20 protein-coding genes and 1 riboswitch are annotated in these 25,121 nt (G+C 39.8%); of the genes, 10 read left to right on the forward strand and 10 right to left on the reverse strand.

The window, feature by feature from the left end:
- Positions 1–80 precede the first annotated feature (80 nt).
- Positions 81–1,703, reverse strand: coding sequence for a methyl-accepting chemotaxis protein (locus H5186_RS19110; RefSeq protein ID WP_182794803.1), 1,623 nt, complete (start codon positions 1,701–1,703; stop codon positions 81–83).
- Positions 1,704–2,547: 844 nt separating this feature from the next.
- On the opposite strand from H5186_RS19110, the gene H5186_RS19115 reads away from it, so the two are divergent.
- Complete coding sequence (locus H5186_RS19115; RefSeq protein ID WP_145242251.1) at positions 2,548–2,832, forward strand: hypothetical protein; 285 nt, start codon at positions 2,548–2,550, stop codon at positions 2,830–2,832.
- A 72-nt stretch (positions 2,833–2,904) separates the two neighbouring features.
- On the opposite strand, the gene H5186_RS19120 is transcribed toward H5186_RS19115, so the two are convergent.
- Complete coding sequence (locus H5186_RS19120; RefSeq protein WP_182719128.1) at positions 2,905–3,561, reverse strand: nitroreductase family protein; 657 nt, start codon at positions 3,559–3,561, stop codon at positions 2,905–2,907.
- Positions 3,562–3,685: 124 nt separating this feature from the next.
- Here H5186_RS19120 and H5186_RS19125 point away from each other — a divergent pair, with 124 nt between their 5' ends.
- On the forward strand, positions 3,686–4,624 hold the full coding sequence (locus H5186_RS19125; RefSeq protein WP_182794807.1) for a LysR family transcriptional regulator: 939 nt from the start codon (positions 3,686–3,688) through the stop codon (positions 4,622–4,624).
- Between the two features lie 189 nt (positions 4,625–4,813).
- On the opposite strand, the gene H5186_RS19130 is transcribed toward H5186_RS19125, so the two are convergent.
- Both H5186_RS19130 and H5186_RS19135 read right to left on the reverse strand, forming a co-directional pair.
- The gene (locus tag H5186_RS19130; RefSeq protein WP_149982707.1) at positions 4,814–7,993 is read right to left on the reverse strand and encodes an efflux RND transporter permease subunit; all 3,180 of its coding nucleotides are present in this window, start codon (positions 7,991–7,993) and stop codon (positions 4,814–4,816) included.
- Between the two features lie 3 nt (positions 7,994–7,996).
- Entirely contained in the window at positions 7,997–9,169 is a 1,173-nt protein-coding gene (locus H5186_RS19135; RefSeq protein ID WP_182794804.1) for an efflux RND transporter periplasmic adaptor subunit, read from the reverse strand.
- A gap of 126 nt (positions 9,170–9,295) precedes the next feature.
- On the opposite strand from H5186_RS19135, the gene H5186_RS19140 reads away from it, so the two are divergent.
- Positions 9,296–9,559, forward strand: coding sequence for a YkgJ family cysteine cluster protein (locus H5186_RS19140; RefSeq protein ID WP_145242261.1), 264 nt, complete (start codon positions 9,296–9,298; stop codon positions 9,557–9,559).
- A gap of 44 nt (positions 9,560–9,603) precedes the next feature.
- Here H5186_RS19140 and H5186_RS19145 read toward each other — a convergent pair whose 3' ends face one another.
- Entirely contained in the window at positions 9,604–11,460 is a 1,857-nt protein-coding gene (locus tag H5186_RS19145) for a TonB-dependent siderophore receptor (protein ID WP_182768161.1), read from the reverse strand.
- A gap of 203 nt (positions 11,461–11,663) precedes the next feature.
- Between H5186_RS19145 and H5186_RS19150 the strand changes: the two genes are divergently transcribed.
- Both H5186_RS19150 and H5186_RS19155 read left to right on the forward strand, forming a co-directional pair.
- Entirely contained in the window at positions 11,664–12,176 is a 513-nt protein-coding gene (locus H5186_RS19150; protein WP_182740673.1) for a peptide-methionine (S)-S-oxide reductase, read from the forward strand.
- 77 nt (positions 12,177–12,253) lie between these two features.
- Positions 12,254–12,634 carry an SMI1/KNR4 family protein gene (locus tag H5186_RS19155; protein WP_182785016.1) on the forward strand — a complete coding sequence of 127 codons (381 nt, stop codon included), beginning with the start codon at positions 12,254–12,256 and terminating at the stop codon, positions 12,632–12,634.
- Positions 12,635–12,689: 55 nt separating this feature from the next.
- On the opposite strand, the gene H5186_RS19160 is transcribed toward H5186_RS19155, so the two are convergent.
- The 4 genes from H5186_RS19160 to H5186_RS19175 form a co-directional block, all read right to left on the reverse strand.
- Positions 12,690–13,235 carry a DUF4136 domain-containing protein gene (locus tag H5186_RS19160; protein ID WP_145242267.1) on the reverse strand — a complete coding sequence of 182 codons (546 nt, stop codon included), beginning with the start codon at positions 13,233–13,235 and terminating at the stop codon, positions 12,690–12,692.
- A 169-nt stretch (positions 13,236–13,404) separates the two neighbouring features.
- Entirely contained in the window at positions 13,405–16,182 is a 2,778-nt protein-coding gene (locus H5186_RS19165; protein ID WP_182719133.1) for an ATPase, read from the reverse strand.
- On the reverse strand, positions 16,182–16,727 hold the full coding sequence (locus H5186_RS19170; protein WP_149982697.1) for a condensin complex protein MksE: 546 nt from the start codon (positions 16,725–16,727) through the stop codon (positions 16,182–16,184). Before H5186_RS19170 ends, H5186_RS19165 begins: the two co-directional genes overlap by 1 nt.
- Positions 16,728–16,732: 5 nt before the next feature.
- Positions 16,733–18,013: a hypothetical protein gene (locus tag H5186_RS19175; protein ID WP_182794805.1), complete on the reverse strand. Its 1,281-nt coding sequence runs from the start codon at positions 18,011–18,013 to the stop codon at positions 16,733–16,735.
- Between the two features lie 178 nt (positions 18,014–18,191).
- Here H5186_RS19175 and nhaD point away from each other — a divergent pair, with 178 nt between their 5' ends.
- Positions 18,192–19,439 carry a sodium:proton antiporter NhaD gene (gene nhaD / locus H5186_RS19180; protein ID WP_145242276.1) on the forward strand — a complete coding sequence of 416 codons (1,248 nt, stop codon included), beginning with the start codon at positions 18,192–18,194 and terminating at the stop codon, positions 19,437–19,439.
- Between the two features lie 114 nt (positions 19,440–19,553).
- A riboswitch (Lysine riboswitch) is annotated at positions 19,554–19,725 on the forward strand.
- 77 nt (positions 19,726–19,802) lie between these two features.
- Positions 19,803–21,206: a lysine-sensitive aspartokinase 3 gene (gene lysC, locus H5186_RS19185; protein ID WP_182760611.1), complete on the forward strand. Its 1,404-nt coding sequence runs from the start codon at positions 19,803–19,805 to the stop codon at positions 21,204–21,206.
- Here the strand turns inward: lysC and H5186_RS19190 are convergent.
- The gene (locus tag H5186_RS19190; RefSeq protein WP_182785013.1) at positions 21,183–21,926 is read right to left on the reverse strand and encodes a 4'-phosphopantetheinyl transferase superfamily protein; all 744 of its coding nucleotides are present in this window, start codon (positions 21,924–21,926) and stop codon (positions 21,183–21,185) included. The genes lysC and H5186_RS19190 overlap by 24 nt on opposite strands.
- A gap of 153 nt (positions 21,927–22,079) precedes the next feature.
- Between H5186_RS19190 and H5186_RS19195 the strand changes: the two genes are divergently transcribed.
- From H5186_RS19195 to H5186_RS19205, 3 genes are all read left to right on the forward strand, one after another.
- Positions 22,080–23,402, forward strand: coding sequence for a sodium-dependent transporter (locus tag H5186_RS19195; RefSeq protein WP_145242282.1), 1,323 nt, complete (start codon positions 22,080–22,082; stop codon positions 23,400–23,402).
- 137 nt (positions 23,403–23,539) lie between these two features.
- Positions 23,540–23,944 (forward strand): biotin/lipoyl-containing protein, encoded by a 405-nt coding sequence (locus H5186_RS19200; protein WP_182719137.1) that lies wholly within the window; start codon positions 23,540–23,542, stop codon positions 23,942–23,944.
- Between the two features lie 5 nt (positions 23,945–23,949).
- Positions 23,950–24,429 (forward strand): zinc-ribbon domain containing protein, encoded by a 480-nt coding sequence (locus tag H5186_RS19205; RefSeq protein WP_182785012.1) that lies wholly within the window; start codon positions 23,950–23,952, stop codon positions 24,427–24,429.
- The last annotated feature ends 692 nt before the right edge of the window (positions 24,430–25,121 follow it).

The following is a 25,121-nucleotide window of genomic DNA, read 5'->3' on the forward strand; positions in this document are numbered from 1 at the left end:
ACTCATGCTTGCTATTGTGTGTTGTAATTAAATAATAAATTCGTAAATTCGTAAATTCGTAAATTTTTACATTTGATTAGTTAAATAGTAAATCGTAATACAAGGTTATTGAGTTGCTCTGCTAATTTTGCAAGCTCAGTACTAGAAGCATTCGTTTGCTCCGAACCATCAGAGCTTTGAATTGATAAGTCGCGAATATAAACTAAATTTTTATCTACTTCCCTTGCAACGGTTGTTTGCTCTTCAGCAGCGCTAGCAACAGTTATATTTTGATTACTAATTTGACTTATCAAACCGGTTATTTCGCTAAATGCCGCTCCTGCATCATTTGCTATCAGCAACGTACCTTCAGCTAGTTGATTACTGTTATTCATATTCACAACAGCTTGGCTTGTCTCAGACTGAACAGTTTGAATCATTTGCTCAATTTCTTTAGTAGATTCTTGTGTTCGATGAGCAAGAGCTCTTACTTCATCAGCTACGACAGCAAAACCGCGACCACTCTCTCCAGCGCGTGCAGCTTCGATAGCGGCATTTAATGCTAACAGATTTGTTTGATCTGCTATCGCTCTAATCACATCAAGTACTGACTCTATATTTTTTATATTTGCGGCTAAGGTGGTAATACCAGCTGCTGAGTTTTGGATCTCTGAAACCAATGAACCTATTGCTTTGATGGTTTCGTTTATTTTAGCCTGGCCTAACTGTGCTTTTTCATCCGCAACCTCAGCATTGTCACTCGTAGAGTTTGCACTACGCGCAACCTCTTCAATGGCTGCTGTTAGTTCATTAACCGCCGTAGCTGCCTGCTCTAGCTGATCTCTTTGTTGGGTTGCAATTTGTGTAGACTGGTTAGTCACAACCGTTAACTGTTCAGAGGTTGTAGCCAGTTGCTGAGACGAACCACCAATTTGTGAAAGTGTTTCGCGTAATTGATTTTGCATGTCAGCTAATGCTTGAAGCATTTCACCTGCTTCATCGCTGTGAGGATCATTAATTCTTTCAGTTAAATCGCCTTTAGCCACGCGTCTTGCAACTGCAACAGCATAACGTAACGGGAGTGTTAAGCTGCGGCTGTAAAAGAAAGCAATAACACTAAGCAACACTAAAGTAATCACAATGCCACTAATAAGTGCCGCTTTTGAATTGAGGTATGTTTGCGTTGCTTCATCATTTATCTGATTAGCTTTAAGAATTTGATATTGAGATAATTTCTCTAATTCAGATATTAACAGCTCAGCAGCGGGCATAAATTTTTTACGTCGAAAAGTTAACGCTTCTTCTTCATTTTGTTGCTCATAAAGTCGAAACAACTTAGTAAATGTTGCTGTAAATTCATCATGCAAATTTATAACGTTATCGAGTTGTCTACGCGCCTCATCTGAACGAACTAAAGCTGCCATGCGTTTTTCTGCACTTTTATAGTCACGTTCTTCTTTGTCTAATTGTCGTTGTATATCATTTCGTTCTTGTTGAGTTTTAGTGTCAGAAATTTCAGTAATCAATAGCTGTGTATGCAGTGAATATCGTTCTAATTCAACCGCTGTTGTGAGTGCAGGAATTCGATGCAGGCTAATGACATCTGATATAGAGTTCAATTGTGATAATTGCATAATGGAAAATACCCCCAGAATCAGAGTAATCAAACCCAAAATCCCAAATGCCAAGGCTGAACGCATGCCTATTTTTATATTTCTGATCATTTTTTACCTATATAAATGTTTTTTATTTGTTGCAGTATTTAATAGCATGCTGCAATAACCGGGTGGATTTGTGTACTGATAACGATCAGTTCTAAATATCATTCAATGATACTTTTAAATGAGTGTGATCTAGTAATGTGGTTGTCATTGATCTATTTAAAACTCTTTAATTAGCCTAAAAAGTAACATTATACAAAAATACTTTTTTAATGCTTTGTAATTAGATTTTACGGGTTTTAGGCTCCATATAAAAATAATTAATATGAGTCGTAACAGCCATATTTAAGACATCTAAATTTGATTTTTATCAAAGTTAATTTTAATTGTACTATTATATACTATGGTTTGACGTTGTTTCTATACCTGAATTAAATATAATAATTAACTGAATAAGTTACTTTTCTAAATACATTACTGCTTACAATTTGATTGCAATTCATTACCTTTGTTAAATTAATAGTTTCTTTATTGGTTTTTATTTGATTTCTTTAACAGAATCACTGCTAAAGTAAGTTGCCCATCTATGCTATTGTTATTGCAAGAAAATTTTAGATAAGTTTCCTCAATATAAAACGGTGCATAGTATTGTGTCTGATGTGCATGTTTATTAGTGAAAATTGAACCTATAAGCTTGATTTATATGTGCAAGGTTTGCGGGGAGTTATGGAGGCAAGCCTGTAAAAAGCGGTTTTCTTAGATAAAAATTTTTTACCATTATTTACTAACAGGTTGCGTGGAGCGCATACTTTGTTTAGTAAAGTATTTATAAGATAGTTACCCAACAATCTATAAATATTAATTTTTATGGTTTCTATATGACAATTAAAAACGAGGATGTTACAAGATGAAATTAGTTACGACTATATGTTTTACTTTGACGATGTTATCAGGCTGTATCGTTGTACCAACTAAGGACATGTCAGCAGTCAATAAATGTGAAATATCTTCTGACCGTAAGACATTAAAAATAATTAATGGCTTTGAGGATACCAATACCTACTATTCAATTAGTGGGATATTATTAGTCCCTATTACAGGCGTTGTATCTGGCGCCTATGTAGCAATAAATAATATATATCATCTTGGCGAAGAAAAAATTGTTTGTGGAGCTGCTAAAGAGAGCACATAGCAGAGGCTATAATGCAAAAAAGCTTGTTAAAGTGAGCCTGTAACAGGCTCTTCTTAACCGGTAATGTAAAACTTAAACCACTTGAATAATTTGATCTTGACTCAAACGTGATTTTGGAAGCTTAGCATTATAGTCGGTTTGTGTTTCGTGATAACCAATGACAAGTGCGACTTCACAAATATAACCATCTAACTCATCCGCAAAAAGTTCACTAATTAGCTCGCTATCTACGCCTTCCATTGGTGTTGAATCAATACCTAAGCGCGCAACAGCATGCATAGTATTACCAAGTGCAAGGTAAGTTTGTGTTTTGGTCCATGCGGCATTATTGCCAGATGCGTCAGTATTTAAGTCAACAAATGCGTATGCGCCAAAGGCTTGCTCGCGATTTTCTGCTGGCGTACGGCCATTGGCGATATCAGTGTCAATCACTTTTGCATAATCTTCTCTGGTGTATTTCGGGTTGTAAGCAAACAAAATAATGTGTGATGCAGTTTTAATATGCGGCTGATTAAATTGAAACTTGTTAGCGAAAGTATCATGCATACGTTGTTTTGCTTGCTCAGACTCAATAACAATGAATTTCCATGGCTGCGAATTAATTGATGACGGAGATAAACGCATGGCTTGATAGATCACAGCTAAATCTTCTGCCGATACACGTTTAGTTGCATCATATTTTTTTGCTGTGTAACGCGCTTCTAAGTCGGTAATAATCGGGTGTGTCATAATTGGTTCCTGTAGCGAATAGCTTTATTTAATCAAAGCCGTTGAATGAGGCAGATGATAGCGCTTGCATTACTTTTGATAAACAGCATAATTATTGAATCATTATCAAATATATTTAGATAATATGCAGATTGACGATTTAAAACTTATTTTGAAAGTCGCTGAATTTAAAAGTATTACCCTTGCAGCGGCAAAACTTGATATGCGTACAGCAACCGCCAGTGCTGCTATCAAACGGGTGGAATCAACATTAGGTGTAGACCTATTTGTGCGTACAACACGTCATCTAAGGCTTTCTGCCGCAGGGGAGCGCTATATCCCACAGTGTGAGCAAGCAATAGCGATACTTGAGCAAGCTCGGCAGAACCTAAAAGGCGAACATGATGAGATTGAAGGTGAGTTAAGGGTTGCATTATCTTCTGATCTTGGCCGTAATTTAGTTATCCCTTGGATTGATGAAATTATGGATAGTTACCCGAAGGTGAGCCTGCGCACACATATTAGTGATAGTAACGTGGATTTCTACCGAGATTCGGTGGATATAGCACTGCGTTATGGCTCGCCAACTGATGCCAATGTTTACGGGTTTAAAATTTGTAATATTCCACGTTTATTATGCGCCTCACCTGACTATATAAAACGTTATGGTGCGCCTATGTATCCAGATGATTTAGCACAGCATCAAGGGTTATTTTATCAACTGCAAGATATTATCAATAACGCGTGGGAATTCACCGACGGGCAAAAAAAATACAAAGTAAAAATGCAAGGCAAGCGTGCCTCTAATGATGGTGATTTAGTCAGGCGCTGGTGTGTTGCTGGCAAAGGGCTTGCCGTAAAATCGGCATTAGATATTGCTGATGATCTACTTAACGATAGGGTAGTTACAGTGATGAATAATTACCAGCATACCTGTGGTGAGCTGTGGTTAATTTGTCCAAGCCGTCAATCAATAACGCCTGCAGTGCGTTTATTGCGTGATGTATGCAGAGAAAAAGCACGTACGATGATAAGCCAACTAATTGATAAAGGTATACTTGAACCTAGTGTTCTGGAAAATTAATTACCTAACACACTCTGCAATAAAATCAGTCAATTCAACATCAAAAGGGATTGACTATTTTTTTGCAGAGGCATTTTTATTTATATTTTCTACGATTTCGTTTAAAGATAATTCCTTCAACGTTTTTTGATTCAAATAAAAAAGCCCGAACTGTATACAGCTCGGGCTAGTTGGTTGGGATATAAAATTTTATAAAGGTGAGCGGTTTATTATAGTATTCACTTTGCTATGAATTGATTCACCATCTACCAGCGCTTCTTTTCCACGCCATTTACGAATTAATCGTTTAGCATCTTCTAGTGCGACATATTGACATGGGATCAGGATCAGCGTGATCACCGTGGCAAATAACACACCAAAGGCCAATGATACTGCCATTGGGATGACAATTTTAGCTTGTAAGCTGGTTTCCATAATGATTGGTAACACGCCAATAAAGGTAGTGATTGAGGTGAGCATAATCGCTCTAAAACGACGTGCACCAGCTTGCATTACTGCGTCTTTTATTGCTACGCCATCAGCACGTGCTTTATTAACAAAGTCCACCATTACTAATGAATCGTTCACAACAACACCGGCTACAGCAATGATCCCGAAAATTGATAAGCCACTCATTGTCATGCCTAAAATCATATGGCCAAACATGGCACCAATAACCCCAAATGGGATCACTGACATAATAATCAATGGTTGTGAGTATGAGCGTAGTGGGATTGCCAATAACGCGAAGATAATCATCATTGAAAGTGCAAAATCACGCACTTGCTCAGCAACGCTATCCATTTCTTCTTGAATACGTCCAGCAACACTACTTTGTACGCCTGGGTAGTTCTTCAGTAGTGCCGGTAAGTACTCATCACGTATTTCTTCAGCAATGGCAAAAGGTTCAACTTGGTCGGTATCAACCGCAGCCCATACGTTAACAGTACGCTTTGAGTTTTCGCGGCGAATACGGTTTACACCATCAACCAGTTTTACATCGGCAATTTCAGCCAAAGGTACTTCTGCGCCACTAGGTGTAATGATACGAGCACTGGCGATATCGCTGATCGAGTTACGAGCTTCTTCAGGGTAGCGGATCATTACTTTCACTTCCTCGCCGTCACGTAGAATACGCTGTGCTTCAAGGCCGTAGTAACTAAAGCTGACTTGTGAGGCAACATCGGCAAGGGTTAAACCCATGCTGTACGCCAGTGGTTTTAAGTCAAGCTGTACTTCATCTGTAGCGCTTTGCATTGAGTCATTTACATCACCCACACCTTCCATGGTGTTGAGTTTTTCTTTAAGTTTTGCTGCTACTTCTTTTAATTGTTTGGCATCCTTTCCTTCTAGGCGGAAGCTCACATCACCGTCGTCTCGACCACCATTCATAATACTGTCTTGAATGGTTAGTGTTTTCACGCCAGGTAAAGGAGGCATTTGTTCACGCCATAGTGCGCTCAATGCAAAGGTATCGATAGGGCGTAACTCAGGATCAATTAATACTGCCATAATACTGGCATCGGTACGTCCACGTAAGCTAACTGAAAGATCGCGTACCATGGCTGTGCCATATTGCTCTTTAAGTTGTTTATCAACATTGATAATAACTTGCTCTATTTTTTGCGCAGTTTCTAGGGTTGCTTGTTCAGACGATGCTAAGTTCATTTCGACTGAAATACGTGGAAAGTCATGAGGAATTTTAGGGTTCGCTACAAACTTCACTAAACCACCGGCAAACATCCCTGCACTGACAATTAATACACAAATAAAACCAATAATTACGGTATAACGATAATGAATACAATGACCAATAAATGGCGTGTAATAGTTATCAACAAACCGTTTTAAACCGCCATCCATCACTTTACGGAGGCGATGTAATGGGTTTTTCGGATTTGGTTCTCGGTGTTTCATTGCTGCTATGTGGGCTGGTAAAATAAGTTTTGATTCAATCAGAGAGAAAATCAAACACAGAATAATAACCCCGCCAATGGCTTTTGAAAACGCAGCACCAGGGCCACTTGCTAAAGTTTGCGGTAAAAAAGCGGCGATGGTAGTTAAGACACCGAAGGTGGCAGGCATTGCGACGCGTTTAACACCACGTACTACGTTATCAAGAGAGTGGCCATGCTTTTCAATTTCAGCACTGGCTGATTCACCTACGACGATGGCGTCATCAACCACAATACCTAGCACTAATATAAAGGCAAATAGTGATGCTAAGTTGATGGTGACATCTAAAAAGCCCATCGGCATCATTAAAAACGCGCCTAGGAATGACACAGGTAAACCCATCATTACCCAAAATGCTAAGCGTAGGGGTAAAAATAGCGCAAGTACCACCATAACCAATAGACCACCCCACACCATGTTGTCGATCATCATGTCTAATCGACCCTCTAGGTAGTAGGTTAAATCGACAATCGGCGTGAGTTTAACACCCGCTGGAAGTTGACCTGCTTTATCATTAAGGTACTGCTTAAGAACTTTTGCAACTTTGGTAATATCTTGATCTTTTGAGGCATTTACTTCAAACGACAAGGAATTTTTACCATTGTATTTAGAGTATTGTAAGCCTTCTGCAAAGCCATCGTTAATGGTTGCTACATCGCCTAAATACACTTGTGCACCATCAGGTAGTAATATTAATGGCAGTTTGGCAAATTCATCACCTCGGTAAGCTTGTTTTTCAACCCGCATCGAAATATAGCCGTTTTCAGAGCGAATCTGACCTGCAGACATATTGGCTGAAAAAGCACGCACTGCATTCGCAATGTCTCTAAAAGTTAAACCATACTCACGAAGTTTATCAGGGCTAACTTCAATACCAATTTCATAATCAAGGCCACCATTAAATTCAACTAAGTTAATTTGTGGCAGTGCTTGCAGTTCGTCTTTGATATTGTTGCCAAGTTCTTTGAGCTGATAATTGCTCATGTCACCGTATAAGGCGAGGATCATTACTTCTTGCTCAAACTTATCATGGCGCACAATAGGACGCTCCATGTCTGCAGGGAAGGTGTTGATTGCATCAACCTGCATTTTTACTTCATCGAGCACTTCTTTAGTATCATATTTTTCTTCAATTTCGATCCACGCTTGAGAATAACCGCGGTTTGAATAAGTAATCTTCCGTTTAATACCCTCTAGGCCTTCGAGAGCTTCTTCTACCTTGATGGTGATGCCTTCTTCTACTTCTTGTGGGGCAGCACCTGGGTAGACAGCTTGGACGCTGATCCAGTTATTTTCAAATTGTGGGAACATTTGTTTGCGAATAGAAAACGCGGTTAAAATACCACCCACTAAAATAAAAATCATTAATAGGTTTGCTGCAACAGGGTTGCGAGCAAACCAGGCAATTAAGCCTTTTTCGCTATGGATGGTCATGCTCTATTCCTCTTTCAGTGCAAGTTGAGTTGCAGCTGCAGGTTTATCAGAGTCATTTAGCTTTACTTGCATGCCTTCGGTTGGGAAATCTAAAGCCGAGGTGATCAATTGCTCACCATCATTTAAGCCTTGTGAAGCGATGACCATGCCATTTTGCTCTCTAATAATATTAAGAGATTTGAACGAAAGAGTTAAATCATCATTCATTACCACTATTTTACCGTTTTTCACTAAGTGATGAGGAACGATAATCGCATTATCAAGCTCGCGGCCAGAAATGGTCGCATTGATATAAGAGCCAAAGCGCAGCGGTTGCTCACTGGCATAAGGTGTATTAACTTGCGCCACTAAATAGCTCATACGACTTTTTTGATCAATAACACCTTCGCTGCGGACAATTTTTGCCTGCCAAGTAGTTGGCTTACCAGCATAGTCTGCACTGAGTGTTACATTCGCGCCGATACCGCTATCGATTAGGTATTGTAATTCTTTATCTGCCACAGGAAGGCGAATTTCAGCCACTAAGGTTGAACTGAGAGCGCCAAATTGGCTTCCAGGATTAACTACGCTGCCTAAACTAATTGCACGTTCAGAAATAATCGCATCATAAGGCGCTTTTATGTATGTGCGCTCTAAATTACGTTTTGCGCGTTTTTCAGATGCCTGTGCTGCACGGTAACGCGCTAGTTTTTCGGCTAATTGTGGTTTGCGTAAATATAATTGAGATGGGATCATTTGATTTGAATCGTCTTTTATTCGATCCCACTCTGCCTGTGCTACATGAGCTTGCGCTCGCTCAATTTCTAGATCAGAGCTGGCTTGCGCCATGCCTGCTTGGGCTTCAATTAACGCAGCTTCATAATCATTTGGATCTATTCGTGCTAGAATATCGCCTTGTTTGACAAATCCACCTTGCACAAATTGCTCAGAGACAAATACCACTTGACCGCTTACTTGCGCAACCAGTGGGGTGTGATCTTTTGCTTTTACTACACCATACGATTTTACGTCTAGCGTAATTGCATCAAGGTGAACTGCGCTAACTGATACCAGAGGGCGTGTATCTTGTGCTGGCTTTTCTTCTGGCGGTTGTTTCATTGCTGAAAACGCAACCGCAAGACCTACACCGGCGACTAATACGGCAATAGGTAGAATTATTTGTTTTTTAGTAGCCACAGGGCTTTCCTCATAATTAGGTGACACAGCAATTATAATGAATAAAGTGTTTACAAGGCGTATTAAGATGTAACAAGTCATTACACAATTAACAAATTAGCGAAATAGATTACAAAAGGGGCAAAGATGAATACATCACCAATGGCGTGTCGACTCGGGTGTGGGGCTTGTTGTATCGCACCAAGTATTAGCTCACCGATTCCGGGGATGCCTAATGGCAAAAAAGCAGGAGAGCGCTGCATTCAGTTAGATAACAACAATTTATGTAAGTTATTTGGTGATGAAAGGCGGCCAAAAGTATGCAGTGATTTTAGTGCGACGATTGATGTGTGTGGAACAACGAATGCGCAAGCGCTGCAATTAATTACCGAGCTTGAACAAATGACATAAAAAAACCGCATCTTAAAAATGCGGTTTTTATACATATTTTTTATTTACCAGCTATAAGTTGCAGTTAGTGTGTATTGCTCACCGCGCCCAGGTGTGCCTGGAATTTCCTCAAACGATTCATCCCAAAGGTTATCTGCTGCTAAAGTAATAAAGAAGTTTTGCAGTATCGGTGGCGTTACTTTTAACGTCAGCTGAGTAAACAAGGCTTCATCATCAGAGCGTCGCAGCGCATTTTTATGCTGTTTACGCCATTCATTATCAATCCGAAACTCTAATATATCCGTCGGGCTCCATACAGCACCAAGAGTTAAACGGTGATCAGGGAAGTTTAAGGCATAAAAGCTTGCATCGACATCTGGCGAGCCATAGGTTTCTGATTTATGGAGGTAGGTGTAACTGGCTATAATTTCAGTATTTTCAAATTGCTTAGTGGCTAAAAATTCAAGGCCAGCGGTATCAATATCAACCGGTTCGGCAAAACGCGCTGAGGTTGAATCAAAGCTAAATGTCCAGTCAGTTAAGTTATTATCTTGGCGGTAAAAAATAGCCGAATTAAGCTGCCAACTTTGTTGTTCTAGTAATAAACCCAGTTCTAAGTTTTTGGTGGTTTCACGCTCAAGGTTATAATTACTTCTAAACAATCCACCAGAGTCATTGCCACCAATAGCAGTATAACCTGCAACTTGACTGGCCTCAGCGTAGGATAAATAAAATGTCCGCTCAGTGGCGTTACTATTAATTGTATTGAATGTGATATCACCTATCAGCGATAATTGTGAGTCATCGCGGTTGGTATCATCGAAGGCTGCGCCTAAACGCACTGTTAGCTGCTGATTGTTCTCAAGAGCCATAGTGTATTCTGGCAATACACTGATTTTATAATAGTTACGCGAAGTAAAGTTATTCTCAAGCGTGGTTGATTCAATGGAATCTTCAATAAATTGTGCTGAGTAGTTTAGTGAGAACACATCGTTTTGAGCATGTCGCCCGGAGATGGCGAATGATTTAACTTCTGTTTCGTGAAAAGCTTCAAACGCGCTTGGGTTTTCACGAGAGTAAATATAATGGTCGTTATTTTTTCGATAATAAGCTGATACTTCAAACTCACTGTTTGTTGCATAACTTTGTTTATGGTTAAGCATTAACAGTTGCGTTTCTAAGTCTTCTGTTTCATTCACGCCAAATGGGGTATAGAGGTTCGGCCAGCCAAAAAATTTCTCTTGTGAGCCAAAAAATAAATCAGTTTGTGAATCTGCACTCGTTAATTGCACACGAGCAGTAGCGCGATTAAAATCATGATCGCCAAAATCAATAGAGCCATCGCTTTGTGAATGAGAATATTCACCTTCAAAACCTAGGCGCCAATCGGCGATTGTATCTAAAGGGATACTTTTACCAGCATGAACACTCTGTAAATTAAAGTCGTTAGTGCCGACTCCTACAGATACACTGCCACCAGTGGTAATTGGCTTCCAACCAAACGACACAGTACCTACTGAGCTATTTACACCGTAAAGTGCATTATCAGCACCGGTCAATACACTTGCGCCAGTGAGCATTTGCGGTGCAATAGGAATTTCTGCAAAATAATGGCCTGATTGCGGATCGAGTAAAGTTGCACTGCCGACTCTAAAACCGGTGTTTTCAAAGATACCGCCACGAATAGTAACATCAGCTTGTGCTTCTGCCATGTTACGCGATTGCAAATCAACACGAGGGTCATACTCTAAATTTGATATAGGTGAGTCAAAGGTACCTACTGGTAACGTATTTGCTGTAGGGGATGCCTCGATTGTTATTTGCTCAATGGTTGTCGATTCTTCAGAGTCATCTGCCGCATAAGCAACACTGGATATGCTGGCAAGTACTGCGGGTATAATAAGGTGCGAGGTACGGTTCATGTTGTTTTTCTCATATTCTTTATGTGCGATTGCGCTAAAAATTAAAGTCGTAACACTTTTTTATAGCGTGATAAAATAGCAAAATTAAACAGTCACGATTTTTGGCGCTATTGTACATTAATTCGAAAAAACTGCATTTGATGATCATTCTTAAAATGAAAGCATTACACTGTCTTTGCTTGTTAAATATATTAGGTCCCTCTATGAATGAAAAACAACCAGCTAACTTTTATGCTCGCCAGCAAACTATTTATTTTGCGGGAGGGTGTTTGTGGGGCGTGCAAGAGTTTATGAAGCACTTACCCGGAGTAGTTATTACAGAAGCAGGGCGGGCTAATGGTACAAGTGATAATACACAAAGTGAGTACGATGGTTATGCAGAGTGTGTCAAAGTCATTTTTGATACTGATGCTGTCACGGTTAATAAACTAATTGATTATTTCTTTGAAATTATTGACCCATACAGTATTAATAAGCAAGGTGATGATGTGGGTGAAAAATACCGCACGGCTATTTATAGTGAAGAGCAAAGTCACTTAACGTTAGCAAGCGATTATATCAGCCAACGAGATGATGCCGACAAAATAGCTGTACAGGTTAAACCGCTAACAAATTATGTCCCCAGTGATGCTGAGCACCAAGACCGACTAACTAATCATCCAGATGATTACTGCCATATACCGCTAGATTTACTGCATAAATATAAGGCGGATTAGCATTTACTAATTTAATAAACCTGCATAGTTTAACTTTCATAAAAAATGCTATGTATAATTAATTATAAGAAGGACTTATGAATCTAGTAGAAATGTTGAAAGATCATTCTAGTGTAGTTGGCCAAGGCCAAGCAAGAAAAAAAGTTTATGAGCTAGAAGCAAGATTAAATATTGATTTACCAAAAGATTTTTTTGATTATCTGGTAAACTTAAATTATGCAGAAATATTTGATGAGCCTATTTATGGGATTAACCCTGAGATAAAACGTTTAGATATTTACGAACAAAATAAGCACACTGAACATTTTAGATATGGGTTTCTTATGGTCTTTTCAAACGATATAGATGGTACTATTTATATTAGACCCGATACAAGCAATGTATACAATGCTAGCTTTACTAGTCCTATAGCCAATTCGTTCACAGAATTTGTGGCGAATGTGCTAAAAGAGGCATAAGACTTACAAAAAAGCTCACTAAATAGTGAGCTTTTTTGAATGCTAATTTAAAGTGTTATTTTAGTTTTTCTGGTGGAAAACCACTTAAAATTGTTGCAACGGCTTCTTGCACTGCTTTGTTACGCTCTTCAGGTGTTTGTTTCTTCTGAAGGCGACCTTCACGAGCACCACGCCAAACAAGCTGGTTAGAGGCACGGTCAACAACATCAATCACTAAAGTGCCCACATCATATTCATGGGTTGTTGTTTGCGTGTTATAACCCATGCCCCAGTAGTTCCAACGTGCACCGTAACCTACATTAAATGTATCAACGTCAACTTTAGTATCAACAGAGGCATGATAGTTAATTAACACATCTGCTGATGCTTCATCGGCAGGTGTCATACCGTTTGCTTGTAATTGTGCATTTACCGCTTCACGCACACGTTTTTCCATCAATGGGCTGATTTGATAGTTACCAGCGTCAGCCAAGGTTGCTTGTGGAAACCAAGCAAACGTTTTGTAGTTACCAAAGTCCACAGATTTGTCGTAGTCAATATCAGGCGTTTTTGCACACGCTGCTAGTAGTAATACAGCAGCTGCAATTAGTATATTTTTCATGGAGTTTGCTCCTTGGCAAATTTAATTACTATTCGTTTGATAACATAACATAGAATTAATTCAAGGAAATGTTATTTTTTACCTGTAATTTGTGTACAAAGTAGATGTTGATCAGTCTAGTCGTCCTTGACTGAATGATGCATTAATTTACACAAACGTGGCTATTGTCTTATTCATGCTCTACTTCTATCCAATCCTTTTCATCTACCCAGTTCTGGGCGCCGTCTTTAACGGAGCGAATTGGCACAATATAATCACAGCTAATTTGTGGTTTCACCGAGGCAAATATTGGCACAAAGCCAAAGCTGAGTGCGGTTTCTATAATTGCTTTTTGATTTTGCGGATCGATATCGGCCGCTTCATCAATATAAATCGGGATGCGGTATAAGTTTTGCTCTTGGTCGCTTAATAAGTAGCGGATAAACAACATACCGCATAATAATTTTATGGTGATACGCGTACCGTTTGAGCCAGCCGAATCAATTTTTTCAAAATGCTCGGTTTCGCCTGCACGGTTTACTACTTCAAAGCGAATATCAAATAAGTCAGTAAGGGTTAAACCGGCTTTATCAGAGGCAAGTTTAATTAAGTGATCTTTTGCTTCGTTGACAGCACTTTCACTGTAGGGTTCTTGGCTGAGTAAATCCAGCGTATCACCTTGTTCAAACTGATTTGAGGTACTGATAATGGTATCAATACTATCAACCAACATTTTGCGTGGTATCACGTTAATTTTAAATGCTTGTAAGTTTGAAATACGATGCTGACTAATGCCTTTATTGAAGCTGTTCATTTCACGGCGCAGTCTGTCTAAATCTTCACGCAGTCCCTTAATCGTCGCGGCTACTTCTGTGAGTGCAACCCGGGCTTGGCGTTCAACCGCATCACGTTCGTTATCAATATTATGGAACGCGCCAATCAATTTCTGGTATTTACTAAACTCGTCATTTTCGTTATCAAATTTGGTAATACCGGCATTGTAAATATGCAAATAGGTATTACGAACGTTGATATCAAAATTACGCAGCTCTTGGCAATCTTTATTAAAGTGATGAACTAAGTCACTGAGATTATCAAAGTCAATTTGCACATCAATCATATACGGGGTGACTTTACCGCTATATAAATCCAGCGTGTGGTCAATTCGTTCAGATTTCACTTGGCGTAGGCGCTCGGCTTGGCGTGAAATTAAATCTTTTTTCGATTTAATAATCGAGCGTCGATCACTAATTGAACCGCTGTTATTTTGAATATCTTGTAAGTAGCTATCAACTTGCTCGCGTTCAGCCAATAATTGCTCTTTTAAGAGTGTTTGTGCATCAATAGATTGCAGCATAACCTGGAATTGTTCAAAGCGTTTAAGTGCGCTTTCTGCTGCCATGAGTTCATCGTATAAGGCATCTTTTTCTTTTTGTTTGTCGGCCACATTGGCGGCCACATCACGCTGTTGCTTAAATTCATTGAGTGACTGTTCTAGGGCGCTGAGTTGCGCAGTAAGTTGCTCTTTATTTTCACCGCTTTGCATCTGCACCGGTGAGAGTTTTTTCAGCTTGATGGTCGCGCCTGGCAGGGTAAGCACGCCGCCTTTCACGTTATCTGATAATTGCTCTAAAAATGCACCAAAGGCATCTTCATCAGTGATATCTATATCACCATTACTGGTGGTGGCAAATGACAGAATGTCAGGGTTTAGAATACGCGAGATCTCTTCAACTTCTTTAAGTGATAAATCCTCGCGCATACGGGTAAATAAATTAAACTCAAGATTTTTAAGCTGTAGCTTTAAGCTTTTGATCTGCTTTTGTGTTTCACTAATACGGTAATCAAGAGTATGCAGGCTTTGCCCTTGTGCACTGTTGATAGAATGCGATAGTGACTCGTAATCTTGCTTTAATTGACCAAGGCTTACTTTTAAGGTTGCCATGTTAACCAATTCAAATTCAGATTTTAGAGCACCAAAGTCTAAAAACCATTGCTCTATTTGTGTTTGCCTGCGTTCAATATCGCGCGATTGTTGTACATAAAGTTGTTGTTTTTGTTCAAACTCGTGCTTTTCGTGTTCAATGTCTTCAAGGGCAACATTAAGCTCGCTCAATTGCGCCTCTTGGTAGCTATCAAAATCGATTAATGCTTGGTCAATTTTGGGGGCGTATGCGGCTAATTTACCTTTGAGTACGGTTTGGTTTTCAAGCATTGATTCAAGGGCGCAGATAGGCTCTTGCATCGACTCGAGTGCTTTTAGCTCACGTTTTGCGCGGTTTACTTTATCAAAGGAGCGACGCCATACTTCATAAAAATCGACCTTTGAGTTTGACATGTGGCGTTCAAATACGCGTAACATAAAGCGCTTTACGTCGGCAGCGCCTAATTTATGCAGGTTCAAAATACGGCGGAAAATTTCTTTATAAATTGCCGAATCTTGCACGTTGTTAAGCGGGATCATCTTTAAGTTAATGTCGCCATCAAATGGCGTGGCACCACCCGTTAATAGTGCGTTGAGCTCTTGCGCTTTAAGCTCAATAGGGTTAAAGCCTTGCTCTTTTAAATGATTAAACAGTTTAGTGAACTTAATGATGGTTTTACCTTGAGTATACTGCTCAAGATCAAGCTTGCCTTGGTAACAAAAAAACTGATGTGCGTAACCGGCAATTTTACCAAGCCCAGCTACACCAATCACCACCGGGCCATGGGGTAGGTCGGCTTCGAGTAAAATATAGGATTGATCTGACGAAAAATAAAATTTACGGGTTTCGTCTAAATCATGACCGTCCCATTCTGTTAGGCGTAAATCATTAATAAGCGGAAATTGCAGAGCATTGATCACCGAGCTTTTACCGGTGTTATTTGGTGCACAAATTGAGCTGCTTTTATCAAGCGGGATCACACATTTGGCATAACCGGCGGTGTTTAATAATGCCAGCTTACTGAGGCCGTATAGGTTTTTCATTATTCGTCCTCTCCAATATAGGTTTCTTCGTTTACTTCCATTAAGGCATCAATATAACGGTAGATAGGTGCTTGCAGCATAAAGCCGCCTTCTACTTCACGGGCAAGGCCAAGTCGAATCATGCGTAAGTACACGTCTTTACGTAGGTCTGATCCTGAAAAAATTTCGAGTTGATCAAATAAGTGCTTGTTCATTTGCACTAAAGTTTGCATCAGTTCTAAATCATTCACTTCATCAAATAAGGCACGCATTGGGTCTTTACCTGAGTTTGCATAGTGCTCAATTAAGATATAAATGGTTAAGGCAATCGCGCGGGAAATTTTCCCCATATTGGGTGTACTTTCATCACTGGCAAAGTAATAAAAACCACGGCTGTCATGTTGTAAATCGTGGCCAAGGGCGCTGAATAATGCGCGGTAATGATCAATTTGTTGATCAAGCTCTTGCCACATTACGGTGTCTTGTTCGCTAATGTGATAGCCGGTGACTAATTTTTTATTAATTGCTTGTAGATGACTAAGTTCATCTAAATTTATCTGTGTCATAACGGTTACTCATCCACTGTTGGTGTTTGCTGAGAGTCAACAGGCTTAGAATTAAAAGGGAAAAGAGAAAAATGTTGCCCGGCAATTTTCACGCGCATTTTTTCATCACTTTGATTGATTTCAATATCGCTGTCACTTACCAGCTTTTGATATAAAAACAGCATTTCGTCGGCTTCAAGGTCTGGGTAGCTTTTCTCTAAAAAGGTCAATAATGGTTGTGGCTTTTTACGTTTAGCATTGAAGCGTTTTTTAAAGTTTGCTTTAACATTATTGTAATCTGGAATATTGGGCGTAACAAAAGCAGGCACATCTTGTTGATCAGGAAGTTCGTATTCACTGTGTTCAAACTCAACAAGTGCAGCCATATAAGCGACCATATGGCGCTGTTGCCCCAATGAGAACCGCTGCGTGTCAGAGACAAAATGTGGTTGTACGGCGCTGAGCATATTATCAACGCCATTTTTACGTACTAAACCAAGTACTTTAGCTGCTTGACGAGTGATCATATTATTACGGCGCAACTCTTCACGCAGTGGCATTAGCATATCGGCACTTTTACGCAGGCTTTCGCGACCAACTAAATGCATTTCTAAAATTCGGGTACGTAATCGTTCAAGCATGCGTTTATCTTGATAAGCTTTACCGCTGCGTTCAATATATTCGATTTGCGTACTGATTTGTGTTTCGATGGTATTAAAACAAGCATGAAAATCGCCACGAATATCGACCATTTCAAGCATTGGTTCAATGTATTCATCGAACGCTTCAATCACCGCTTGATAACGCTTTTGTAATGATTGCAACGCATTATTAGCTTTTGCTTGTTCAACAATATTTAAAATGGCATTTTCGTTGTGGGCAAATAGTTTCATTATTTTACGCACCCGATCATCCATAATACGGCTAAAACGGCGCATCTCGTCGTAGTCTTCAATACTACCGGCATTGTCTAAACGGTTACCCAAACGGGCTAAATCTTCAACCAGCACGCTAATTTCTTGCGCCAAGCCTAAATGTTCTTCCTGCAATAAAAAAGTGGCAAAATCTGCAATTGCACGGTTAATTTCAAGTTGTGACGATTTAGCCAAGGGAATAATAATATCTTGGTTTAAAAGGCGGTTGGTTTCTTTGTAAATGCGCTCATTTGACCACGTAGGTTGTTTTTGTTTGATCGCATTTTGCACGTCTTTTAGGCTGAAATCAGCCATTTTAAAACGTTTAAATAGCAGCTCTAACATTCCCCAGTGCTCTGTTAGGGTATTTAGCAACTTTTTAGCTGGGATCATAAAACTCCAAAAATCCTAATTTATCTTGTAAAGCCGGCTTGTTAGGCCTCAGCGATTAGTCGTAGAAAAGCAAATTGACAATAGTTTTACACATTCTTTGGTGCTAGACTGCGCGCCGTGTCGTCCTGCGGCTCATAACATACAATTTTTACATTTTTATAAAGGTTGTTCAAACACCATGGTAACTGCAATTATCCTAACCCTGATAACGCTAGCATTCGTGCTCATCGTTATAGAGGATATTATCCATGTAAACAAGGCCAAAACCACGCTTTTCTTTGGTACTTTATGCTGGATTATCTTATTTATCTCGCCGCTTCACGGGCAAAGCCCCGAAAACGTACAACATCAACTTGACCACAATATTTTAGAGATTGCCACACTCTGGTTGTTTTTAATGGCTGCAATGACCTTTGTAGCCTATTTGAACTCCAAAGGTTTTATCCAAAATATTGTGCATAAGATAATGCCCAGTGCTATTAGCGAACGCAAACTGATGTTTTTGATTGGCGGGTTCTCCTTCTTATTTTCGTCGATTTCAGACAATATCACAGCCACATTAATTTCCCTTGCGGTGGTGATGTCGTTAAAACTCGATCCGAAAAAGCTAATTAAATACGCTACGCTTATCATCTTTAGTGTGAACTCGGGCGGAGTGTCGTTAATTACCGGTGATGTTACTACCTTGATGATTTTCCTTGATGACAAAGTTACCATTGGTCACTTGCTATTGTTGGTTGTGCCTGCGTTATTTAGCGTGGCGCTATTGGCCATTATGCTGTCATTTGGACTCAACGGCCAAGTTGAGTTTACCAAACAAGAGGACCGTCGCATTGAGAAAACAGATATCACTATTGCAGTGATTTTCTTATCAACGATTGTCGGGACATTAACGTTAAGCGTGCTTTATCATGTGCCGCCTTTGTTAACTTTCTTATTTGGTTTGTCGTTGATGTTTTTAGTAGCGCAATTTTTAATGCGCAAAAAAGATGTGAATAAAAAAATCATCGATTATATTCGCGAAATAGAATACGACACCTTACTGTTCTTCGTTGGCGTATTATTACTTGTAGGCGCTCTGAAAGAAGTCGGTATGCTCAGTAAGTTCACTCATCTTTACGAGTTAATGCCAGCACAATACGCTAATTATTTAATGGGTATATTATCAGCTGCGGTTGACAACGTACCACTAACGGCTGCGTTACTTAAAGCTGAAATAGTGATGAGTCCACAACAATGGTTGTCGTTTACGTATGCAACTGGAGTGGGTGGGTCCATGCTTATTATTGGCTCGGCTGCCGGTATTATCGCTATGAGTAAAGTAAAAGCGCTTACCTTCATGAGTTATTTACGTATGTCGGTGTATTTATTAATCGCTTATACAATTGGTTATATGGGATCGTATTTAGCAGGTAGTTTTATTTAATTGCTTTTATTATTTAAAACAACTTGACAGCTAGACGTCTAAACGATAACTTTCAAAGCCCGCTTAATAGCGGGTTTTGTTATTTAATTGCTAATAATTTACGTAATTAATCTAACATTCAGAAGAGGTGCGGTACTTAGGTACTTAATGTTAGGCGACGTATGCCTGTAATCATTAAGGAGGGAAGTACTCGCCGAGGAAAGCAACTGGACGTCACAGTGGTTTTTCGGTTTATGGGGCTGAATCCTCAAAACTGTCACCAATTAGGTGGAGAGCTTCTGGCAGTGGACTTTTCTTATCGAGCACCCCCTTGCCAAGTTCTTCTTGTTTTATCGTGGTATGAATGCCACAAAAGGAGACGACATGAATACCCAATTAGCTGCAACTAACTTGCAACAGTCAGCACAAAATCAAAAATCAGACTACGTAGTCGCAAAGTTCGGTGGCACCAGTGTGGCTAACTTTGAAGCGATGAGCCGTTGCAGTGAAATTATTGTAGCCGATAACAACGTACGAGTAGTGGCCGTTAGTGCCAGCGCAGGAGTGACTAATCACCTTGTGACCTTATGTAAAAAAGATTTATCAGCAGAAGAGCGCAATGAGAATATTGCTGGCGTTATTGCTATTCAAGAAGCTATTTTAAATGAGCTGTCATTGGATGCTGATTTAGCTCATGGCTTTGATGAAACCATTAAAGCTTTTAAGTCACTTGCCAGTGAACCACTAAAATCAAAGCAACAACATGATGAGTTATTGAGCTTTGGTGAGCGTTTATCATCCTATTTATTTACTCAGGTACTGCGTTTAAATGGCTTAAATGCGGTGCGTTTTGATGTGCGACAGGTATTAAAAACCGACAGCCAGTTTTCTAAAGCAACCCCAGATGTAGCTGCAACAGCAATGGCCGCAAAAGAGCATTTAATTCCGTTATTAGCTGAACAGGTTATTGTAACTCAAGGCTTTATAGGCAGCGACGCACATGGTCAAACTACCACACTTGGTCGTGGTGGTTCAGATTACAGTGCGGCATTACTGGCCGAAGCCATAAACGCTAAAAGCGTGCACATTTGGACTGATGTAGTGGGCATTTTTAGCACCGATCCGCGCTTATGTGCTAAGGCTACGCCGATTGCGCGTTTAAGTTTTGATGAAGCGGCCGAAATGGCTACCTTTGGGGCGAAAGTATTACATCCGGCAACTATCTTACCTGCGAGCCGCAGCCATATTAGTGTGTTTGTTGGTTCTAGCCGTGAGCCTGAACGTGGTGGTACCTGGATCGAACGTGAGAAATCACAAATCCCCGGAATTCGTGCTGTCACGCAGCGTAAAAATCAAATATTGTTAACCTTAAAAAGCCCCGAAATGCTTTTGGCTAGTGGCTTTTTAGCTCACGTGTTTACAATTTTAAGTGAGTTTAATATCTCGGTTGATTTGGTAACTACCTCAGAGATAAGTGTTGCAATTACTTTAGATAATGCGCCAAATGCCTCGCGTCCTGAGCTTGATCAAGAATGCCTTGATAAGTTAGCGGAGTTTTGCCACGTGTCGGTTGAGAACAACTTAACCTTAGTGGCATTAATTGGTTCACAAATTCAATTACGTCAGCAAGAAATTAACTTAATGAATGTATTAAGCGATTTTAATATTCGCTTAATTTGTCATGGCGCAAGTAAACATAACCTGTGCTTTTTAGTGGAGCAGAGCGAGTCAGACTTTGTTGTGCAAGCGATCCACAGCCGTTTATTAGAAGTTCAAAACGCCGCGTAATTGGGCGGTAGAATTTACCACAGAGCACTGCCAGTCAGTGCTCTTGTCACTTACCACACTGATATCAAACTCATGATATTGACAACTCAGCGCTGTTAAATTTGCTCGCTCAAGTTCAGTAAATACATTGGGGCTGAGTAATTTTGCAATTGGTTGGCTGGTGGCTTTGGCAAGTGCTTCTTTTAAGGTCCATATTCTAAAAAATCGTTCTGCACTTTGCTGATCTTGCGTTATTAAATTTACCTCATCAAGATGATAAAAATGCTTAGCGAGCTTTGCAAATGGGCGCTTCAGGTTTATTTTTTCAATATCAAAACCAAATTCAATTCGTTCTACATTTAATGCAGCACCCACAAAACCATTAGAGTGGGATAAACAACTACGCAATACAGTGTCACTGTCAGTTATATGTAGCAGTAATTTACTGCTTTGCTGGTCAAATTCAGAGCTAATATGGTTATTTGCTAGATCACGAAATTGTGGCATCGTTTGTTTTACCAAATACTTAAGCAGTAGCCGAGTGGCTAAATATTCTTGCTTGGCTTTGTAACTTTTTCTACGGGTGATCACCGTCAGTTCAAATGGGCTTAATAGTGCGTTTAAATCGAATTCATCAACATTTAACTGCTGGGCATCAAATAATAAAATAGTTTTCGCATTGAACGGCTGCACGCTGTGTTTGGTGATAACGAGTTGCTGTTGAAAAAATAATGCAGGCATAAAATCCACAATTAAAGTGATAAAAGAACAAACATGTTTATATTTTGTGCGGTTGTGCGCTGGTTAATTAAGCCAAGGCAAATTTATTACTCTGTGAGAGTTAAATATGGTTTAATTCACAATAATGAAAAATAATAACAGATTTGTAGATGTATGGCACAATTGCGTGATGGTTTTCAAAGCCGCCTTGGCTTTGTTTTAGCAGCTTCTGGCGCTGCAGTTGGATTAGGTAATATTTGGGGATTTCCCACGCAAGCGGCAAATCATGGCGGCGGCGCGTTTTTACTAGTCTATTTTATAGTTATCTTTTTTTTAGCCTTGCCAGCTTTATACACTGAGTTGTACTTAGGTCATAAAGCGCAAGCTAATCCGGTTAAAGCACTTAGACAAGCATGGCAAGAGCAAGCACCGCAAGTAGGCGCTGCTGCTGGTTATTTAGGTTTAGCCGGTGCGATTGTGATGCTGAGCTTTTACTCAATTGTTGCAGGTTGGATGCTTGCTTATGCCCTTGAACCCATTGCTAGCTTTTTTGGATTTACCACCGTCAGTGCGTTTTTACACACGGATTCGATGGCGCGTAATTTTGTATTTACACCACTGATGCTGATCCTCACTGCGAGTATTATTCTCAAAGGTGTTAAATCTGGCATAGAAACATGGTCGCGACGGTTAATGCCGATGCTATTGGTGTTACTCGTTGTGCTAATTGCTTATATAGCCACGCTTGATGGCGCAAGTGAAGGCTTTGCTGCGTATTTAGTGCCAGACTTTAGCCAAATACTCGACCCAGGTTTAATTATTGCGGCAATGGGACAGGCGTTCTTTTCACTGTCACTGGGTGTCGGTTGTATGATGATTTATGGCTCGTACTTGCAGCCTGATGCTAATTTGCCGCGGTTAACCGCGTCGGTAGCGTTACTTGATACAGGGGTTGCCTTTTTAGCGGGTTTATTAATTATTCCTGCAATTTACGTGGCGCAGCACAATGGCGTGCAAGTATTTAGTGATGGAAAATTAGTGGGAGAAGGGCAACTAATTTTCGCAATTCTACCGCAGTTATTTAATACTATGGGCGAAATTGGCTTATTGGTTGGTTTACTGTTTTTTGTACTTATGTCGATTGCATCGCTCACATCGACTATTTCATCCACTGAAATTCCAGTGGCTTTTTTAGTTGAAAACCATCAAGTAGAGCGTAAAAAAGCGACGTTTTTAGTGAGCTTAACGGTTTTAGCCGCGTCATCGTTGATTATTTTCAATTTTGATTGGCTATTTGGTTTAGTGATCATGGTACTGACTCAGTATCAATTACCGCTTATGGGCTTATTTTACTTTATCACTGTAGGGTGGTTGTGGCGCCGTGGTAATCAATTAAATGAGGCTGCAAGTGGCATGCGTTATTGGTTTGCTCAGTACATACGTTATGTGTGTCCGATACTGATGACCGCCGTGTTCGCTAATGTCGCGTTTGGTTGATAATTTAGCTTTCAGTTTTTTAGTTTTAATTGTTAATATATAGTGTTGTACCAATCGTTTTAAGTTACTGACCATTTATAGCGACAGATAAATGGTTAAATATTTAAGTCGATTGGTATTATATCCAGGGAGGAATTATGAACATAGATGTTAAAGTCCCCACGCTTCCAGACTCAATAAACACAGCGGATATCGCTAAACTTTATGTTAGTGAAGGCCAACTCGTTTATGCCGGTGATGTGTTATTTGATGTTGAAACTGAAAAAGTTGTTTTAGAAATAATGGCCGACTGCAGTGGCATTATTGAGAATATAACGATTGCAAATGGCGACCATGTTAATCCTGAACAGGTTGTAATGACTTTGCAGCAGCTTGCAGACAGCGAACTGCCAGCAAGACCAACAGCTCAACAGCCTCAACCGCGAGTAAACGACTCAGAAAATGACGTTATTGTTTCTCCTTGGTTGAGTAAACTAAATAAAAGTTTAATTATTGCTCTAGCAGTCGGCGCTTTAGCCATCCTTTTTGTGCTGGGTAAATAGCTAAGATGACCAATTATGTAAACCACCCAAGATATGGCAGCGAGCCAATCCTCTCTGGTAATAGTTATACAAAGCAAGAAATCGAGAATGCCTTTTGGCGATATTCAAGTGTTCATTACTTCCCTGAGACGGCAATCCCCGCAGTTATCGAAAAACAATGTGACAGTTTATATCCAAGGCAACTCTATGTTGATATAGAAGAGCAATGTGTAGATTGCCATAGAGCGTTTATATTTTTTGCTAAAGAGCAGCAATATTGGTTTGAAGAATTAAAGTTTTGGATTGATGCACATGCGATCAAGTGCTTTGAATGCAGAAAGAAAACCCGTGCAATAAACCGGCTGCAAATTACCTATGCAAACTTAATCATTAAAGAGCATATAACGCTTGAGGAAACTCAATTGCTCAAGTCCAGCGCGCAGCAACTTTTTGAGTCAGGAGTTATTAAGAAGATTAATAAAATAAATGCTATCCGTAAAATGTAAGTAGACGTACTTAAGAGACCTATGTGATTACGTCTTAACTTGATTTGTCAGAACCGATAAATAGGACTCAATCAAGTCTGGCTGTCACAGATGTGCCAAAATCAGACCTTCAGGCGTAACTCGTTTCTGCCCCATTATGAGTTAACGTAAATACTCTATAGGTCGATTTTGAGCGATCAGCGGTCATTGGGGGTTGGCTAAATATAATTGCTTAATGGTGAAACATTAGGTTTAATGGATACATAATAAACGCTGAGTAACGCAGGGACAGCTTAGATACGATAGACACGCCAGTAAAGTTGGCTTGATATCGCTTAGACTATTAAAAGCAAATCCCCATAGCATTAGTAACACTAACTCTGACACACCGAGCAGGTAGCGCCTCAGTCCAACAAGCGATTATGCAACACAAACTGCGTGTCGCACAAATACTAAAATGTTAAGTTCAAATGGAGAGAATTTTGGAATTTGAAAGTTTAAACATAGAGAACATTATTTATGGTGCACTCGGATCGGCATTATTCGCTCTCATAGTTTTTATAATTCCCAAAGTATTAGGGTTTATAGCCAGGGCAAGAGCATGAAAAAAGCCTATGATTTCAATACCTTTTCAAGGTAACCTGTACTGCGCATAGCTTTTTTCTGTTTTGCGGGCATGCCTTTATTAAAGCTTGTTTCTGCTTTTAGCTGAT

It is taken from the genome of Pseudoalteromonas sp. SG41-2 (assembly GCF_014164535.1).
Classification (GTDB): Bacteria; Pseudomonadota; Gammaproteobacteria; order Enterobacterales; family Alteromonadaceae; genus Pseudoalteromonas; species Pseudoalteromonas rhizosphaerae.